Genomic DNA, 16,757 nt, shown 5'->3' on the forward strand with positions numbered 1-16,757 from the left:
ACCGGCATCGGCGCTGGCTGCGAACTGTCGGGTTGCTCGCTGGTCGGCGGCGAAACCGCTGAAATGCCAGGCATGTACGAAGGCGAAGACTACGACCTGGCCGGTTTCTGCGTCGGCGTCGTGGAAAAGTCCGAAATCATCGACGGTTCCAAGGTCGCTGCCGGCGATGCCCTGCTCGCCCTGCCGTCCTCTGGCCCGCACTCCAACGGTTACTCACTGATCCGCAAGATCATCGAAGTCTCCGGTGCCGACATCGAAAACACCCAGCTCGACGGCAAACCGCTGACCGATTTGTTGATGGCCCCGACCCGCATCTACGTGAAGCCGCTGCTCAAGCTGATCAAGGAAACCGGCGCTGTCAAAGCCATGGCCCACATCACCGGTGGCGGCCTGCTGGACAACATCCCGCGTGTGCTGCCAAAAGGCGCCCAAGCAGTCGTTGACGTAGCGAGCTGGACCCGCCCGGCGGTGTTCGACTGGCTGCAAGAGAAAGGCAACGTCGACGAGAACGAAATGCACCGCGTGCTGAACTGCGGCGTGGGCATGGTCATCTGCGTGGCTCAAGAGCACGTGGAAACCGCCCTGAACGTTCTGCGTGAAGCCGGTGAGCAGCCTTGGGTCATCGGTCAGATCTCCACCGCTGCCGAAGGCGCGGCTCAGGTTGAACTGAAGAACCTTAAGGCGCACTGATGTCCGCCACCTGTGATGTCGTGGTGCTGCTCTCCGGCACCGGCAGTAACTTGCAGGCCTTGATCGACAGCACGCGGACCGGCGACAGCCCGGTCCGCGTCGCTGCGGTGATTTCCAACCGAGCCGACGCCTACGGCCTGCAACGCGCCCGTGATGCGGGTATCGCCACCCGCTCACTGGATCACAAGGCTTTCGAAGGTCGCGAGGCCTTCGACGCCGCGCTGATCGAACTGATCGACGCCTTCAATCCCAAACTCGTGGTACTGGCCGGCTTCATGCGCATCCTCAGCGCTGGCTTTGTCCGTCATTACCAGGGTCGCCTGCTCAATATCCATCCCTCGCTGCTACCCAAATACAAAGGGTTACACACTCATCAGCGCGCGCTGGAGGCCGGCGACACGGAACATGGCTGCTCCGTGCACTTCGTCACCGAGGAACTCGATGGCGGACCACTGGTCGTACAGGCAGTAATACCGGTAGAGTTGCACGACTCGCCGCAAAGTCTGGCGCAGCGAGTCCACGCTCAGGAACACCTGATCTACCCGATGGCCGTACGCTGGTTTGCCGAAGGCCGGTTATCACTCGGTGAGCAAGGTGCTTTACTGGATGGACAGTTACTCGCCGCCAGCGGCCACTTGATTCGAACCTAGGAGATTTTATGCGTCGCGCCCTGCTCTTCGCTTGCGCTCTGCTCGCCCTGCCATTCGCGCAGGCCGCAGACCTTCAACCCTTCTCCGCCAGCTACACCGCCGACTGGAAGCAGTTGCCCATGAGCGGCACCGCCGAACGCAGCCTGACCAAGGAAGCCAACGGCGTCTGGAAACTCAGCTTCAAGGCGTCAATGATGATCGCCAGCCTGTCCGAAGAAAGCACCCTGACGGTCGACAAGGACACCTTGCTGCCCCAGTCCTACCACTTCGAACGTGGTGGCCTGGGCAAAGCCAAAAAGGCTGACCTGGATTTCGACTGGGCCGCCAAAAAGGTCACCGGCACCGATCGTGGTGACGCAGTCAATATCCCGCTGAACCGCGGCATCTTCGACAAATCCACCTATCAACTGGCACTGCAACATGACGTGGCTGCCGGCAAAAAAAGCATGAGCTATCAGGTTGTCGATGATGGCGAAGTCGATACCTATGACTTCCGCGTGCTGGGCTCGGAAAAAGTCGACACCAAGGCTGGCCAGATCGAGGCGATCAAGGTCGAGCGCGTTCGCGACCCGACCCAAAGCAAGCGCATCACCGTGCTGTGGTTCGCCAAGGATTGGGACTATCTGCTGGTCCGTCTGCAACAGGTCGAAACCGACGGCAAGGAGTACAACATCATGCTCCTGGACGGCACCGTCAACGGCAAGGCTGTCAAGGGCAGCTGATCCGCAACGATACGAAGGAGCCCCGCAATCGCGGGGCTTTTTCATGCCCGGACAAAAAACCGGAACGTGTCACCGCAGGCATGCTCTATACCTTCAAGGTCTTTTTTGATCGAATGACTATTCCTGTCGCTAGCGAGGTTTTCCATGACTGTCACCGTCAACACCGTTTCCGCTGAAGGTCTTCGCCATACCGTACAGATCGATGACCACCAATTGTTTGCCGATGCCCCGGTTTCCGCGGGCGGCGAAGGCTCCGCACCGGAACCACACGATTACTTCGACGCGGCATTGGGCGCATGCAAGGCCCTGACCCTGAAGATGTACGCGAAGAAAAAGGATATACCGCTGACTGGCGTCGGTGTCGAGGTCAAGCGCGATAACAGCGAAGAACAGAAAGGCAAATACGCGCTGCACGTGAAGCTGACGCTCAAGGGCGTGCTGACCGATGCACAGCGTGACGAACTGCATCGCGTGGCTGACCGCTGCCCGATCCACAAGCTGATGACCACGTCCGAAGTCAGCATCGAAACCCACCTCTCGGAAGGTGCATTCAGCCAATAGCGGCAAGGGCTGCGCAAGCGGGTTATGCTCGACGGCATTACCCGCTCAGTCTGGACCGCACCATGAACACTCCGTTCGTGATCCGCCCTCGCGCTGAAGATGTCGAAGGCCAGCCGATTCTTCGCCCGTTGCCGTCAGCCAAATGCCGCAGCGTCGGACCTTTCGTTTTTTTCGACCACATGCTCGAAACCGAGTATCCGGCAGGCAAAGGCATGAACATCCGACAGCATCCGCATATCGGCCTGTCGACCCTTACCTACTTGTTCGAGGGGCAGCTTCAGCACAAGGACAGCCTCGGTTCGGATCAAGTGGTCAACGCCGGCGATGTCAGCTGGATGACGGCCGGCAGCGCCATCGCTCACGTTGAACGCACGCCTGAGCCGCTGTGGGATCGGAGTTTCAAGCTGCACGGCTTGCAAATCTGGCTGGCCTCGCCCAAGGATCATGAACAAGGTCCAGGGCATTACAGCCATCACCCGGCAGCGACACTCCCGGTCAGCGATAACCTGGGGGTAAAGATCCGCATGATCGCCGGGTCAGGCTTCTGCCTTGAGTCACCGGTACCTGTTCTTTCTCCTACGCTCTACGCGGAATTGAACCTGCAAACGGCGACGACTTTGCTGATTCCAACCGAGCATGAAGAACGAGCGCTGTATGTGTTGAGCGGCGATGTGCACCTGGATGGCGAGCCGGTAGAACCGCATTCGCTAGTGGTCTTGCCGGCCGGGGAAGAGATGACACTGTTCGCCGAGAGCGATTGTCATGCAGTGCTGTTCGGTGGTGCGCCGCTGGATGGACCGCGACGGATCAACTGGAATTTCGTGGCGAGCGATCCGGCGGCCATCGACGAAGCGCGCCGGCGCTGGGCAGCCGGAGATTGGCCGACAGTGCCGGGGGAAGTTGAGCGAATCGAACTGCCAAAAGGACGAAGCGAACCCACTCCGCTGTGATGATCGCTCCCACGCTCTGCGTGGGAATGCAGCCCGGGACGCTCCGCGTCCCATCCAGAGCCGAACGCGGAGCGTCCGTTGAGGCATTCCTTTGCTGCGCGTGGGACCGATCGAATTACTGTCAGCCCTTGAACACTTCATCCAGCAGGTTGTGCATCGAGGTGAACGCCCTGGCGGCGACCTTGGCGTCGTACATCATCATGCCCGGCACATTCGCATGCGGATCGGTGAACGAATGGAATGCGCCGCCGTAGCTCAGCAGCTGCCAATCCACGCCCGCCGCATTCATTTCATCTTCGAACGCCGGCAGTTGCTCTTTCGGTACCAATGGATCGGACGCGCCGTGCAGCACCAATACCGAGCCCTTGATGTTTTTCGCATCGTTGACGTCCGGGGTATCGAGCGTACCGTGGAACGACACCGCCGCCTTCACCGGAGCACCGGTGCGAGCGAATTCCAGCGCACAGCAACCGCCAAAGCAGAAACCGAACGTGGCCAGCTTCGAGGTATCGACAGCGGCCTCACCCTGGCTTTGCAACTGCTCGAACGCCACTTGCATGCGCTTGCGCAGCAAGGGGCGGTCATTCTTCAACGGCGTCATTGCCGCGCCCGCCTCATCGTTGTTCTGCGGACGCACCGATTGCCCGTATAGATCCGCGATCAGCACCACATAACCCTTGGCCGCAACCGACTTGGCGATCTCCTCGGCGCCGGCACCAACACCCATCCAGTTCGGCGCCATCAACAAACCCGGACGCGGGCCTTGGTGGCCGGCATCAAAGGCCAGACGGCTTTCGTAGGCCTGGCCGTCAATCTGATAGGCAACGGAACGTACAGTGATTTGGCTCATTTCTGACTCCTGACTCGTAAACACCAGAATGAAAAAACCCGCCGAAGCGGGTTTTTCTACAACCTGATTAAGCCGACAGCTCAACCAATAGCTTGTTCAGTCGACGTACGTAGGCCGCCGGATCTTTCAAGCTGTCGCCGGCCGCCAGGGCCGCCTGATCGAAGAGGATGTGCGACAGGTCGCCGAAGCGCTCGTCGCTCTGCTCATTGTCGAGCTTCTCGATCAGCGGGTGAGCCGGGTTGAATTCGAAGATCGGCTTCGAATCCGGAACCTTCTGCCCGCTGGCTTCGAGGATCTGGCGCATTTGCAGACCGAGGTCCTGCTCGCCAATGGCCAGGATCGCCGGGGAATCGGTCAGACGATGGGAAACCCGAACTTCGGCTACGGACTCGCCCAGCGCCGTCTTCAGACGCTCAACCAGACCTTCTTTGGACTTGGCGACTTCTTCAGCGGCCTTCTTGTCCTCTTCCGAGTCCAGGTTGCCGAGGTCCAGGTCACCGCGTGCCACGTCGACAAAGCTCTTGCCGTCGAAATCGTTGAGGTAGCTCATCAGCCACTCGTCGATGCGGTCGGTCAGCAGCAGCACTTCGATGCCCTTCTTGCGGAAGACTTCAAGGTGCGGGCTGTTTTTGACTTGTGCGTAGGTTTCGCCAGTCAGGTAGTAAATCTTGTCCTGACCTTCCTTGGCACGCGCCAGGTAATCGGCCAGGCCAACAACCTGCTCGCCATCGTCGCCATGGGTCGATGCGAAACGCAACAGGCCGGCGATCTTTTCCTTGTTGGCGAAATCTTCTGCCGGGCCTTCTTTCATGACCTGGCCGAAGTTCTTCCAGAAGCCCTTGTATTGTTCAGGCTCGTTTTTCGCCAGTTTTTCCAGCATGTCGAGCACGCGCTTGGTCAGCGCCGACTTCATGGAGTCGATGATCGGGTCTTTCTGCAGGATTTCCCGCGACACGTTCAACGACAGGTCGTTGGAGTCGACCACACCTTTGATGAAGCGCAGGTACAGCGGCAGGAACGATTCGGCCTGGTCCATGACGAACACACGCTGTACGTACAACTTCAGGCCTTTCGGCGCTTCACGCTGGTACAGGTCGAACGGAGCACGGGCTGGCACGTACAGCAACGAACTGTATTCCAGCTTGCCTTCGACTTTGTTGTGGCTCCAGCTCAGCGGGTTTTCGAAGTCGTGAGCGATGTGCTTGTAGAACTCCTGGTATTCCTCGTCCTTGATTTCGGTACGCGGACGAGTCCAGAGCGCGCTGGCGCGGTTGACGGTTTCCCATTCAACGGCTGGCTTCTCTTCACCTTCAGCGGCCGCCACTTCTTTGGGCAGCTCGATTGGCAAGGCGATGTGGTCGGAGTACTTCTTGATGATGTTACGCAGACGCCAGCCATCGGCGAATTCGTCTTCGCCCGATTTCAGGTGCAGAACGATGCGGGTGCCGCGCTCGGCTTTGTCGATGGTTGCAACTTCGAAATCGCCTTCGCCCTTGGATGACCAGTGCACGCCTTCGCTGGCGGCGGTGCCGGCACGACGGCTGTACACGTCGACTTTGTCAGCGACGATGAATGCGGAGTAGAAACCGACACCGAATTGACCGATCAGGTGCGAATCTTTCTTCTGGTCGCCGGTCAGGTGCTTCATGAAGTCGGCAGTGCCGGATTTGGCGATGGTGCCCAGATGGGTGATCGCATCTTCGCGGCTCATGCCGATACCGTTGTCTTCGAGGGTGACGGTTTTAGCGTCCTTGTCGAAGCTCACACGGATTTTCAGTTCGGCGCCGCCTTCCAGCAGGTCTGGCTTGGACAGCGCTTCGAAACGTAATTTGTCTACAGCGTCAGAGGCGTTCGAGATCAGTTCGCGAAGGAAGATTTCCTTGTTGGAATACAGCGAATGGATCATGAGGTGCAGCAGTTGCTTCACCTCGGTCTGGAAGCCCAGGGTTTCCTTTTGAGTTTCCACACTCATGGTCATCAAACTCCAATCAGATGGCATTGGCCGCGACCTTGAGCGGTCGGCGGCGGGTTGTCATCAGAGTTGGGGGCTCAGTTCAGGATTTCAAGGGCTCCTCGAGTTTGAAATGCGCCCGGGCTGTGGCGATGGGCTCGCCTTCGGTGGTTTGCCAGGCGGTAATCGCCACGTTGGCCACCCGCCGCCCCTGACGGCAGACCTGGCACCTGGCCCAGGTATCACGGAATTGCCCGGCGCGCAGGTAATCGAGGGAAAAATCGATAATCTTCGGCACCCCCGGCGATCCGGTGGCAATCAGTAGATGCAGCGCCGCGGACAGTTCCATGAAACCGGCGATCACGCCCCCATGGATCGCAGGCAATAAAGGGTTACCAATGTTGTCCTTGTTGGCCGGCAGGCGGAACAGCAAGTCATCGCCCACCCGCGAACATTCGACACCGATCAGCCCGGCATAGGGAATCAATTGCAGCAGCGAGCTGTACTCGCCCTTCTCATGGGCCGCCTGCAGTCGTTCTTGAAAATCGCTCATTTCCTGACTCCGGCGATGGCGCCACCAAAACCCTTGGTGCCCTTGATGTTCTTGCCCATGCGCATGAACGTGCCCACGACATGGGCAATTGGTTGTTCAGGATCGTCCTGATAGGCAAAGCCGCGGGCGAAAATCACGTCGGTGGTGACCCGGTAACACTGGGCGAAGCCGTAGACATCTTTATGCGGCTCGGCGGCATGCATGTAATCGATGCGCAGATCGAGGGTCGGACAGACTTCGAACTCGGGCAGCACACAGAGTGTGGACATACCGCATGCGGTGTCCATCAGCGATGTCAGTGCGCCGCCGTGAATGACGCCTGTCTGTGGGTTTCCAACGATTTGCGGACTGTAAGGCAGTACCACCGTAAGCCCCTCGGTACTCGCGCTGTGAACCCGCAAACCGAGTACCTGACAATGTCGAAGCGCCGACAGAAATCGCGTCGCACGCTCAAAAACGGGGTTTTCGGCCATTTGATAAATACTCTTGTTTAACATTCGGACAGTGCAGTAACAGTCCGGGTAAAAGTTCCGTTTTAGAACAAACTTATATATCTGAACAAAGTGAGGAACTTAACCCTGACGGCTGGGCTCTTAAGGCCAGATAGATATTTTCCATAAGGAGAAACACCCCATGCGTAAGACTTTAGCTATTGCCTTGATGTTGACCGCTTCCCTCGGTCTCGCTGCCTGCGATAAAAAATCCGAGGACAAAGCTCAAGATGCCAACCAACATGCTGAGCAAGCTCAGCAAGACATGAACAAAGCTCAGGATAAAGTGAACGACGCGGCGAAAGAAAACGCCGAAGCCGCCAAAGATCAGGCTGAATCGAACGCAGAAGCTGCTAAAGAAGCAGCGCCTAAAAACTAAACCGGTTTTTAGCGTCGAAAAAGAAAACCCGCCAAGTGCGGGTTTTCTTTTGCCTGATTTTTTTGCAATGTCAGCGCTAAAGCAAAATCGTGCGAAAAGTCGGACTAATCATCAACAACAACGAGCAGATTAATCCCACTAGCCAAACCAGACTGCGCTGCCACGCCAAATCCTTCCAGTAACACACCAAATAGAGAACTCGCGAGATCACGAAGATGATCGCCAACAAGTCGATGAGCCAGCCCGCTGTCTGCGTGGTATGCGCCATCAGCACACCAACCGCGAACAATATGAACGCCTCAAAACTGTTCTGATGTGCCGCTACCGCACGAGCCCCCAACCCCGTGAGTTGCGCTTGCTGTTGGCGCGGCAAGTGGTTGTCATAGCCGCCCTGCTCTTTCATGGCCGTGGTCACGGGCATCCGCGCCACATAAATCAGTACGGCACTGATAAACACACACCAGAATGGAATACTCATCAAGCAGCCTCTTTATTCACCTCGGGCATTGGTGCCTCTGTAGGGGTATAGACCATCACGTCAAGAACGTCGGAGTGGAACTCGCGGCGATACAACACGAACACCACACCGGCACTCATCAGCATGAACAACCACGGGCTGACGAACCAGGCGAGCATGGTCATGCCGAAGTAGTAGGAGCGCAGACCGAAGTTGAACTGGTTGGCGGCCATTGAGATGACGCGCGCCGCGCGAGCGGCAAAGGCCTTGCGCTCCTGTTCGGACACATGGCGCTCACCGACCATGGGGGCCGAGCCGACCAGAATGGCTGCGAAGTTGTACTGACGCATGCACCAGCTAAAGGTAAAGAATGCATAGACAAACACCAGCGCCAGACACAGCAACTTGATCTCCGACATGCCCTGGGAGGCCTGTTGCACCATCGGGATATCTGCCAACAGCGAGACCGCTCGCTCCGATGCGCCGAGCACGGTGAGAATACCCGCCAGGATAATCAACGTGCTGGAGGCGAAGAACGAGGCGTTGCGCTCCAGATTGCCGATCACGCTGGCGTCGGCGATGCGGTTGTCGCGCAGCAGCATGCGGCGCATCCAGTCTTCGCGATAGAGGTGCAGAACGCTGGCCAGGCACGCCGTGTCACGGCCCTTCCAGGTGGCATAACGTGTGTAACCGCCCCAGCAGATGACAAACCAAATGGCGGCAAGAATGTGGATCAGGTTGGCGTGAATGAAGGACATGCAATTCCCTGTGAGACGGTGGCGACGGTGAAACCTGTAAGAGCGAGGCTTGCCCGCGAAAGCGATAGAACAATCAACCGATACATCGACTGACATACCGCATTCGCAGGCAAGCCTCGCTCCTGCACAGGTAGTGCTTCGACGTTAGCTCAGGGAAAAAGACACTGCCTCAAACCCATAAAAAAATGCCCCGTATCGATTGATACGGGGCATTTCTGTTTCTGCCTGTCAGCCCGCTTGTGACGGGTCGGCAATGCTTACGCCAGCGCTTCTTCGCGCTTGCCCAACAGACGGTCGCAAACCACGGCGACCACCAGGGTCATCACCGACGGCACCAGCCAGGCCAGTCCCTGCTCGCTCAGTGGCAGATGCGCCATTTGACTCGGCATCCAGTCTGCCAGACCAGCACCCTTGAGGGCGTCAATCATGCCGAAGATGAACGACACCAGCATGACCGGGCCGAGGATGCGACCCTGCTCATGCCAGAAATCCTTGCAGAAGCTCAGCGCCACCAGAACGATGCACGGCGGATAGATCGCGGTAAGCACCGGGATCGAGAACGCAATCAGCTTGGTCAGGCCCAGGTTGGACACCAGCAGCGAGAAGGCGGCAAGAATGATCACCAGCGTCTTGTAGGACAGCGGCACCACACGACTGAAGTACTCGGCGCAGGCACAGGTCAGACCGACCGCCGTCACCAGGCACGCCAGGGAGATCAACACTGCAAGGAAGCCACTGCCCAACGAACCGAACGTGTGCTGCACGTAGGCGTGCAATACCGCCGCGCCATTGGTCGCGCCGGCGGCTACTTCGTGGCTACCCGAACCGAGGCGGAACAGGCTGACGTAAACCAGTGCCAGACCTACACCGGCAATCAGCCCGGCGATGATCGCGTAACGAGTGATCAGCGCTGGCGATTCGACACCGCGGGAGCGGATCGCGTTGACGATGACGATACCGAATACCAGGGCACCCAAGGTATCCATGGTCAGGTAACCATTGATGAAGCCTTGGGAGAACGGTGCTGCAACGTATTCAGGGGTTGCGTGACCGATGTCACCGGCTGGCAAGGCGAACGCGGCAATGCCCAGCACGGCCAGGGCGATGATTTTCAGCGGCGCAAGGAAGCGCCCAACAGTGTCGAGCAAACGTCCCGGATACAGCGAGATGAAGAACACCAGCAGGAAGTACACCGAGCTATAGAGGAACAGCGCCAACGGACTCTCACCGGTCAATGGCGCCAGGCCCACTTCGAAAGATACGGTGGCCGTACGCGGCGTCGCGAACAACGGACCGACCGCGAGGTAGCAAGCCGCTGCCAGCAGACCACCGGCGACTTTACCGATCGGGCTGCTCAGCGCGTCCATCGCGCCGCCCACCTTGGCCAGCGCCACAACCGTGATCACCGGCAGGCCGACCGCCGTGACCAGAAAGCCCAGCGCCGCCATCCAGACATGAGGTCCAGACTGCAAGCCGACGATAGGCGGGAAGATGATGTTGCCAGCCCCGACGAACAGGGCAAACGTCATAAAACCAAGTGCCAGGATGTCCTGGCCTTTCAACACTTTCATTAAGGAAATACCACACTACTGAATCGGAATTTAGAGATGGATTTCCCTATGGGTGAGGGAAATGCTGTCAGTCCGTATAAGACCGACCCTTTTAGCGCGTTGCTGCCTTGTGGGCCGCGGACGCAAAAATGGCGCGTAGCCTAACGAATTTGGCTGAAAAACGCACTGATAGAGGGCGAACATTCCGATACGCGACACTTCAATGTCGCGTTTACATATCTAAATTTCACAACCGATCTCTGTGGCGAGGGAGATTGCTCCCGCTCGGCTGCAAAGCAGACGCAAGAGGCAGGCAATAAGGTGGGTCTGGAACAATGATATTTGCAGGTTTAGGGGCCGCTTCGCGGCCCAGCGGGAGCAAGCGCCCTCGCCACAAAAGGCCTGCGAATATCTCTAATCCCGGAAACGACAAAGGCCACCCGAAGGTGGCCTTTGTTTGGTAAAGCGTCAGCTAAGCGCGAGGCTTACTTGACAGCCCAACCAGTCAGCTCGGCCAGAGCCTTGCCGATGTCTGCCAGCGAACGCACGGTTTTAACGCCTGCGTCTTGCAGCGCAGCGAATTTCTCGTCTGCAGTGCCTTTGCCGCCAGAGATGATTGCGCCAGCATGGCCCATGCGCTTGCCCGGAGGAGCAGTCACACCAGCGATGTAGGAAACAACCGGCTTGGTCACGTGTGCCTTGATGTAGGCAGCCGCTTCTTCTTCAGCCGAACCGCCGATCTCACCGATCATCACGATCGCTTCGGTCTTCGGGTCTTCCTGGAACAGCTTCAGGATGTCGATGAAGTTCGAACCCGGGATCGGGTCACCGCCGATGCCGACGCAAGTCGACTGACCGAAACCGGCGTCAGTGGTCTGCTTCACAGCTTCGTAGGTCAGGGTGCCGGAACGCGAAACGATACCGACCTTGCCTGGCAAGTGAATGTGACCTGGCATGATGCCGATCTTGCATTCGCCTGGAGTGATCACGCCTGGGCAGTTAGGGCCGATCAGGACTACGCCCAGCTCGTCGCACTTAACTTTAGCGTCCAGCATGTCCAGGGTAGGAATGCCTTCGGTGATGCACACGATCAGCTTGATGCCGCCGAAGGCAGCTTCCAGGATCGAGTCTTTGCAGAAAGGAGCCGGAACGTAGATCACGCTGGCGGTGGCGCCAGTGGCAGCTACAGCGTCTTTCACGGTGTTGAACACTGGCAGACCCAGGTGCTCGGTGCCGCCTTTGCCTGGAGTTACACCACCAACCATCTTGGTGCCGTACTCGATGGCTTGCTGGGTGTGGAAACTACCTTGCGAACCGGTAATACCCTGGCAGATAACTTTGGTGTCTTTATTGATCAGGACGCTCATTATTTGCCCTCCGCAGCTTTGACAACTTGTTGAGCAGCGTCGGTCAGGCTGGTAGCAGCGATGATGTTCAAACCGCTTTCTGCCAGTACTTTAGCGCCCAGCTCAGCGTTGTTGCCTTCAAGGCGAACAACAACCGGGATTTTCACGCCGACTTCTTTCACTGCACCGATGATGCCTTCGGCAATCATGTCGCAACGAACGATGCCGCCGAAGATGTTGACCAGTACTGCAGCGACGTTAGTGTCGGACAGGATGATCTTGAACGCTTCGGTAACGCGCTCTTTGGTAGCACCGCCGCCCACGTCGAGGAAGTTGGCTGGCTTGCCGCCATGCAGGTTGACGATGTCCATGGTACCCATGGCCAGACCGGCACCGTTGACCATGCAGCCGATGTTGCCTTCCAGGGCTACGTAGTTCAGTTCGAACTTGGCAGCGTGCGCTTCGCGCGGATCGTCTTGCGACGGATCGTGGAAAGTCTTCAGCTTAGGCTGACGGTACATGGCGTTGGCGTCGATGTTGATCTTGGCGTCCAGGCAGTGCAGATCGCCGTCAGCCTTGATCACCAGCGGGTTCACTTCCAGCAGGGCCAGGTCGTGATCCTTGAACAGCTTGGCCAGACCTACGAAGATCTTGGCGAACTGAGCAACTTGCTTACCTTCCAGACCCAGCTGGAATGCCAGCTCGCGACCCTGGAATGGCTGAGCGCCAACCAGTGGATCGATAGTGGCTTTCAGAATTTTTTCTGGAGTGTCGTGAGCGATTTTCTCGATGTCCACGCCACCTTCGGTGGAAGCCATGAACACGATACGACGGCTCGAACGGTCAACGACAGCGCCCAGGTACAGCTCTTTAGCGATATCAGTGCACGATTCAACCAGGATCTTGGTGACTGGCTGACCATTGGCGTCAGTCTGGTAAGTCACCAGACGCTTGCCCAGCCACTGCTGTGCGAAGGCTTTGGCGTCTTCTTTGCTGCGAACCAGCTTTACGCCGCCCGCTTTACCGCGACCACCGGCGTGGACCTGGGCTTTGACAACCCACTCGCTGCCGCCGATTTTGTCGCAAGCTTCTGCTGCTGCTTCCGGGGTGTCTACCGCGTAACCGGTGGAAACTGGCAGGCCGTACTCAGCGAACAGCTGCTTACCCTGATACTCGTGAAGATTCATGCTTATTACCGTCTTCGTTAGGTACTGCGCATTCGGTGCTGCACTCATTCAAGTGCCGCACCACCTGTGACTGCTGCTTGCATAGCCTTCCGGATACCCGGTGCAGCTATGCAAGACTGCGTCCAGCGGATATTCCGCGGTGAGTCTTGCATGCAAGGCTCACGACGGGCCAAACCGCCGTGGTTTCTTATTGTCTTAACGCTTCTTGCGGTTGGCGATGTGGATGGCGCCGCCATTCACTGCCAAAGCAGCTTCGTGCAAGGCTTCAGACAGGGTCGGATGGGAGAAAACCATCATGCCCAGGTCTTCAGCGCTGGTGCCGAATTCCATACCGATCGCGCCCTGCTGAACCAGTTCTGCAGCGCTCGGGCCAATCACGTGCACGCCCAATACGCGGTCGGTCTTGGCATCGGCGATGACCTTGACGAAACCACCGGTATCGTTGGCAGCCATGGCACGGCCGGAGGCTGCGAACGGGAAGGTGCCGACGTTAACTTCAACGCCTTCAGCTTTCAAGGCCTGCTCGGTTTTACCGACCCACGCGATTTCCGGGTGAGTATAAATAACCGAAGGGATCAAATCATAGTTCATCTGGGCCTTGTGGCCCTTGATGCGCTCGACAACCATGATGCCTTCTTCGGACGCCTTGTGCGCCAGCATCATGCCGCGAACCACGTCACCGATGGCGTAAACGCCCGGTACAGTGGTAGCGCAATGATCATCAACGTGCACGAAACCGCGCTCGTCCAGGGTCACGCCGCAGTCGGCAGCCAGCAGATCAGTGGTCACCGGACGGCGACCAACGGCTACGATCAGCTTGTCGAAAGTGATGTTCTGTTCGCCGTTGGCATCGGTGTAGTTCACAACGACTTCGTCGCCGTTGACTTTCGAACCGGTCACGCGAGCACCCAGCTTGATGTCCAGGCCCTGTTTGGTCAGGGTTTTCAGCGCTTCCTTGGAAACAGCGGTGTCCGCTGCCATCAGGAAGGTGTCCAGGGCTTCCAGGACAGTCACTTCTGCACCCAGACGCGACCAGACCGAACCCAGTTCCAGACCGATAACGCCGGCGCCGATCACGCCCAGACGCTTAGGTACGGATTGGAATTCCAGGGCGCCGGTGGAGTCGACGATCACATTCTGGTCAACCGGAGCTGGCGGAATGTCGATCGGGCGCGAACCTGGAGCCAGGATCACGTTCTCGGCTTCGATGATTTCTACCGAGCCATCAGGCTTGGTGACTTCGACTTTCTTGCCGGCCAGCAGCTTGCCGTGACCTTCAATCGAAGTCACACCGTTGGCTTTGAACAGGGTCGCAACGCCAGAGGTCAGGCCTTTGACAATGGTGGCCTTGCGGCCGACCATTGCTGGCACGTCCATGGTCACGCCAGCGTGATTGATACCGTGGATCGCGAAGCCTTCTTTGGCTTCCTTGTACTTCCACGAGCTATCCAGCAGGGCCTTGGATGGAATGCAGCCGACGTTCAGGCAGGTACCGCCCAGCGCGAGTTTGCCTTCCTTGTCGGTGTACTTCTCGATGCAGGCAGTGCTGAGGCCGAGTTGGGCGGCCTTGATGGCAGCCACATAGCCGCCAGGGCCAGCGCCGATCACTACTACGTCAAATTTCTGCGACATTCAAAAAATCCTCTTTAGCGAAAAGCTTCAAGCCGCAAGCTGCAAGCCAAGCTGCGGGTTTTCCGACAGCTCGAGCTTGCAGCTCATGGCTGCTTCTATCAGATATCCAGCAACAGACGAGCCGGATCTTCCAGCAGGTTCTTGATGGTCACCAGGAAGGTCACAGCTTCTTTGCCATCGATCAGACGGTGATCGTAGGACAGAGCCAGGTACATCATCGGACGGATAACGACTTGACCGTTGATTGCCATAGGACGCTGCAGAATGTTGTGCATGCCCAGGATGGCCGCTTGTGGCGGGTTGACGATCGGGGTCGACATCATCGAACCGAAAGTACCACCGTTGGTGATGGTGAAAGTACCACCGGTCATTTCGTCCATCGACAGTTTGCCGTCACGGGCTTTCTTGCCGAAGGTGGCGATGCCGCCTTCGATTTCAGCCAGGCTCATCAGTTCGGCGTTGCGCAGAACCGGTACAACCAGGCCGCGATCGCTGGAAACTGCAACGCCGACGTCAGCGTAGCCGTGGTAAACGATGTCGCCGCCATCGATCGAAGCGTTGACAGCCGGGAAGCGTTTCAGCGCTTCGGTGGCCGCTTTCACGAAGAACGACATGAAGCCCAGGCGCACGCCGTTGTGGGACTTCTCGAACAGATCCTTGTACTTCGAACGCAGGGCCATGACTTCGGTCATGTCGACTTCGTTGAAAGTGGTCAGCATCGCCATGTTCGACTGAGCTTCAACCAGACGCTTGGCCACGGTGGCACGAACGCGGGTCATCGGCACGCGCTTCTCGATGCGGTCGCCAGCGGCGAACACAGGAGCGGCAGCCGAAGGAGCAGCAGCCTTGGCAGGCGCGGCAGCCGGAGCGGCTTTCTTGGCAGCAACAGCTGCAACCACGTCTTCCTTGGTCACACGACCGCCTTTGCCAGTACCGGCAACGGAAGCGATGTTGATGCCGTTTTCTTCAGCCAGCTTGCGAGCAGCAGGAGCAGCGACTGGATCGTCTTCGCCTTCGGCAGCTGGAGCAGCGGCTTGTGCGGCGGCCGGAGCAGCAGCGGCAGCCGGGGCAGCAGCAGCGCCGCCCGCCTCGATGGAGCCCAGCACTTCGTCGGACAGAACAGTGTCGCCTTCGTTCTTGACGATAGCGCCCAGCACGCCGTCAGCAGTGGCCAACACTTCCAGCACAACCTTGTCGGTTTCGATGTCGACGATCAGGTCGTCACGCTTTACAGCGTCGCCCGGTTGTTTGTGCCAGGTGGCAACGGTGCCATCGGCAACCGATTCCGGGAAAGTGGGGGCTTTGATTTCGATAGCCATTATCTGTGGGTCCTTAAATTCGGTTTCAGGTGCGCGAAGGCGTTAAACAGTAAAGGCCGCTTGCAGCAATTGTTCCTGCTGCTCGGCGTGCATCGATGCGTAACCGCATGCCGGTGCAGCAGAAGCCTCACGGCCCGCGTACTCAAGTACGAGAGATTTGTTGAGGTTGCTGATGCTGCGACGCATGTGGTGTTGGCTGCAGTACCACGCACCCTGGTTCATCGGCTCTTCCTGACACCAAACGGCATGCTTGGCGTTGGTGTAAGGAGCCAGGACTTCTTTCAAGTCATCCTCAGGGAATGGGTACAGCTGCTCGATACGCACGATGGCGATATCGTCACGGCCTTCGGCACGGCGTTTTTCCAGCAGGTCGTAGTAGACCTTGCCGCTACACAGAACAACGCGCTCGACCTTTTTCGGGTCCAGTGCATCGATTTCCGGGATAACGGTCTGGAACGAACCTTCGGCCAGATCTTCCAGGGTCGATACGGCCAGCTTGTGACGCAGCAGCGACTTCGGAGTCAGAACGATCAACGGCTTGCGCAGCGGGCGAATCACCTGACGACGCAGCAAGTGGTAGATCTGGGCCGGCGTAGTCGGCACGGCTACCTGAATATTGTGCTCGGCGCACAGCTGCAGGTAACGCTCCAGACGAGCCGAGGAGTGCTCCGGCCCCTGACCTTCATAACCGTGTGGCAGCAGCATGGTCAG

17 protein-coding genes and 1 pseudogene are annotated in these 16,757 nt (G+C 58.1%); 6 read left to right on the forward strand and 12 right to left on the reverse strand.

Annotated elements, in window-relative coordinates:
* The 5 genes from purM to D8U18_RS08655 form a co-directional block, all read left to right on the forward strand.
* Positions 1-690, forward strand: a 690-nt coding sequence (gene purM / locus D8U18_RS08635; RefSeq protein ID WP_131107449.1) for a phosphoribosylformylglycinamidine cyclo-ligase, incomplete at its 5' end; no start/stop codon positions are given.
* Positions 690-1,340, forward strand: a complete 651-nt coding sequence (gene purN, locus D8U18_RS08640; RefSeq protein WP_131107450.1) for a phosphoribosylglycinamide formyltransferase — start codon at positions 690-692, stop codon at positions 1,338-1,340. The genes purM and purN, both read left to right, overlap by 1 nt.
* 8 nt (positions 1,341-1,348) lie before the next feature.
* On the forward strand, positions 1,349-2,062 hold the full coding sequence (locus D8U18_RS08645; RefSeq protein ID WP_056852949.1) for a DUF3108 domain-containing protein: 714 nt from the start codon (positions 1,349-1,351) through the stop codon (positions 2,060-2,062).
* A gap of 144 nt (positions 2,063-2,206) precedes the next feature.
* Positions 2,207-2,623 carry an OsmC family protein gene (locus tag D8U18_RS08650; RefSeq protein ID WP_056852950.1) on the forward strand — a complete coding sequence of 139 codons (417 nt, stop codon included), beginning with the start codon at positions 2,207-2,209 and terminating at the stop codon, positions 2,621-2,623.
* A 62-nt stretch (positions 2,624-2,685) separates the two neighbouring features.
* Entirely contained in the window at positions 2,686-3,573 is an 888-nt protein-coding gene (locus tag D8U18_RS08655; RefSeq protein WP_131107451.1) for a pirin family protein, read from the forward strand.
* A 121-nt stretch (positions 3,574-3,694) separates the two neighbouring features.
* Here the strand turns inward: D8U18_RS08655 and D8U18_RS08660 are convergent, their stop codons facing one another.
* The 4 genes from D8U18_RS08660 to D8U18_RS08675 all read right to left on the reverse strand — a co-directional run bounded on the left by D8U18_RS08660 (position 3,695) and on the right by D8U18_RS08675 (position 7,400).
* The gene (locus D8U18_RS08660) at positions 3,695-4,423 is read right to left on the reverse strand and encodes a dienelactone hydrolase family protein (RefSeq protein WP_130905250.1); all 729 of its coding nucleotides are present in this window, start codon (positions 4,421-4,423) and stop codon (positions 3,695-3,697) included.
* Between the two features lie 67 nt (positions 4,424-4,490).
* Positions 4,491-6,395 carry a molecular chaperone HtpG gene (gene htpG, locus D8U18_RS08665; protein WP_056853163.1) on the reverse strand — a complete coding sequence of 635 codons (1,905 nt, stop codon included), beginning with the start codon at positions 6,393-6,395 and terminating at the stop codon, positions 4,491-4,493.
* 82 nt (positions 6,396-6,477) lie between these two features.
* Positions 6,478-6,927 (reverse strand): PaaI family thioesterase, encoded by a 450-nt coding sequence (locus tag D8U18_RS08670; protein WP_056852953.1) that lies wholly within the window; start codon positions 6,925-6,927, stop codon positions 6,478-6,480.
* Positions 6,924-7,400: a PaaI family thioesterase gene (locus D8U18_RS08675; RefSeq protein ID WP_056852954.1), complete on the reverse strand. Its 477-nt coding sequence runs from the start codon at positions 7,398-7,400 to the stop codon at positions 6,924-6,926. The genes D8U18_RS08670 and D8U18_RS08675 overlap by 4 nt, the downstream gene beginning before the upstream one ends.
* A gap of 160 nt (positions 7,401-7,560) precedes the next feature.
* Between D8U18_RS08675 and D8U18_RS08680 the strand changes: the two genes are divergently transcribed.
* Positions 7,561-7,797 carry a hypothetical protein gene (locus D8U18_RS08680; RefSeq protein ID WP_131107452.1) on the forward strand — a complete coding sequence of 79 codons (237 nt, stop codon included), beginning with the start codon at positions 7,561-7,563 and terminating at the stop codon, positions 7,795-7,797.
* Between the two features lie 76 nt (positions 7,798-7,873).
* On the opposite strand, the gene D8U18_RS08685 is transcribed toward D8U18_RS08680, so the two are convergent.
* From D8U18_RS08685 to D8U18_RS08725, 8 genes and pseudogenes are all read right to left on the reverse strand, one after another.
* On the reverse strand, positions 7,874-8,275 hold the full coding sequence (locus D8U18_RS08685) for an MAPEG family protein (protein WP_056852956.1): 402 nt from the start codon (positions 8,273-8,275) through the stop codon (positions 7,874-7,876).
* A complete protein-coding gene (locus D8U18_RS08690) occupies positions 8,275-9,012 on the reverse strand; it encodes a DUF599 family protein (RefSeq protein WP_056852957.1) in 738 nt (245 codons plus the stop codon). The genes D8U18_RS08685 and D8U18_RS08690 overlap by 1 nt, the downstream gene beginning before the upstream one ends.
* Positions 9,013-9,269: 257 nt before the next feature.
* Positions 9,270-10,583 carry a branched-chain amino acid transport system II carrier protein gene (gene brnQ / locus D8U18_RS08695; RefSeq protein ID WP_056852958.1) on the reverse strand — a complete coding sequence of 438 codons (1,314 nt, stop codon included), beginning with the start codon at positions 10,581-10,583 and terminating at the stop codon, positions 9,270-9,272.
* 464 nt (positions 10,584-11,047) lie between these two features.
* On the reverse strand, positions 11,048-11,929 hold the full coding sequence (gene sucD / locus D8U18_RS08705) for a succinate--CoA ligase subunit alpha (RefSeq protein WP_007919877.1): 882 nt from the start codon (positions 11,927-11,929) through the stop codon (positions 11,048-11,050).
* On the reverse strand, positions 11,929-13,095 hold the full coding sequence (sucC, locus tag D8U18_RS08710) for an ADP-forming succinate--CoA ligase subunit beta (protein ID WP_007919879.1): 1,167 nt from the start codon (positions 13,093-13,095) through the stop codon (positions 11,929-11,931). Before sucC ends, sucD begins: the two co-directional genes overlap by 1 nt.
* Before the next feature lie 195 nt (positions 13,096-13,290).
* Positions 13,291-14,727 carry a dihydrolipoyl dehydrogenase gene (gene lpdA, locus D8U18_RS08715; protein ID WP_130905248.1) on the reverse strand — a complete coding sequence of 479 codons (1,437 nt, stop codon included), beginning with the start codon at positions 14,725-14,727 and terminating at the stop codon, positions 13,291-13,293.
* Positions 14,728-14,825: 98 nt separating this feature from the next.
* Entirely contained in the window at positions 14,826-16,046 is a 1,221-nt protein-coding gene (odhB, locus tag D8U18_RS08720; protein WP_131107454.1) for a 2-oxoglutarate dehydrogenase complex dihydrolipoyllysine-residue succinyltransferase, read from the reverse strand.
* A 42-nt stretch (positions 16,047-16,088) separates the two neighbouring features.
* Positions 16,089-16,757 (reverse strand): annotated as a pseudogene (locus D8U18_RS08725) (2-oxoglutarate dehydrogenase E1 component); the annotation flags it as partial.

It is taken from the genome of Pseudomonas sp. Sample_10 (assembly GCF_004321495.1).
Lineage (GTDB): Bacteria > Pseudomonadota > Gammaproteobacteria > Pseudomonadales > Pseudomonadaceae > Aquipseudomonas.

Bases quoted from the DNA above. Each gene is read 5' to 3' on its own strand.
- sucC (WP_007919879.1), bottom strand. From the start codon at position 13,095: ATGAATCTTCACGAGTATCAGGGTAAGCAGCTGTTCGCTGAGTACGGC.
- sucD (WP_007919877.1), bottom strand. From the start codon at position 11,929: ATGAGCGTCCTGATCAATAAAGACACCAAAGTTATCTGCCAGGGTATT.
- D8U18_RS08655 (WP_131107451.1), top strand. From the start codon at position 2,686: ATGAACACTCCGTTCGTGATCCGCCCTCGCGCTGAAGATGTCGAAGGC.
- D8U18_RS08660 (WP_130905250.1), bottom strand. From the start codon at position 4,423: ATGAGCCAAATCACTGTACGTTCCGTTGCCTATCAGATTGACGGCCAG.
- purN (WP_131107450.1), top strand. From the start codon at position 690: ATGTCCGCCACCTGTGATGTCGTGGTGCTGCTCTCCGGCACCGGCAGT.
- D8U18_RS08680 (WP_131107452.1), top strand. From the start codon at position 7,561: ATGCGTAAGACTTTAGCTATTGCCTTGATGTTGACCGCTTCCCTCGGT.
- brnQ (WP_056852958.1), bottom strand. From the start codon at position 10,583: ATGAAAGTGTTGAAAGGCCAGGACATCCTGGCACTTGGTTTTATGACG.
- D8U18_RS08670 (WP_056852953.1), bottom strand. From the start codon at position 6,927: ATGAGCGATTTTCAAGAACGACTGCAGGCGGCCCATGAGAAGGGCGAG.
- D8U18_RS08685 (WP_056852956.1), bottom strand. From the start codon at position 8,275: ATGAGTATTCCATTCTGGTGTGTGTTTATCAGTGCCGTACTGATTTAT.
- lpdA (WP_130905248.1), bottom strand. From the start codon at position 14,727: ATGTCGCAGAAATTTGACGTAGTAGTGATCGGCGCTGGCCCTGGCGGC.
- D8U18_RS08650 (WP_056852950.1), top strand. From the start codon at position 2,207: ATGACTGTCACCGTCAACACCGTTTCCGCTGAAGGTCTTCGCCATACC.
- htpG (WP_056853163.1), bottom strand. From the start codon at position 6,395: ATGAGTGTGGAAACTCAAAAGGAAACCCTGGGCTTCCAGACCGAGGTG.
- D8U18_RS08690 (WP_056852957.1), bottom strand. From the start codon at position 9,012: ATGTCCTTCATTCACGCCAACCTGATCCACATTCTTGCCGCCATTTGG.
- D8U18_RS08645 (WP_056852949.1), top strand. From the start codon at position 1,349: ATGCGTCGCGCCCTGCTCTTCGCTTGCGCTCTGCTCGCCCTGCCATTC.
- odhB (WP_131107454.1), bottom strand. From the start codon at position 16,046: ATGGCTATCGAAATCAAAGCCCCCACTTTCCCGGAATCGGTTGCCGAT.
- D8U18_RS08675 (WP_056852954.1), bottom strand. From the start codon at position 7,400: ATGGCCGAAAACCCCGTTTTTGAGCGTGCGACGCGATTTCTGTCGGCG.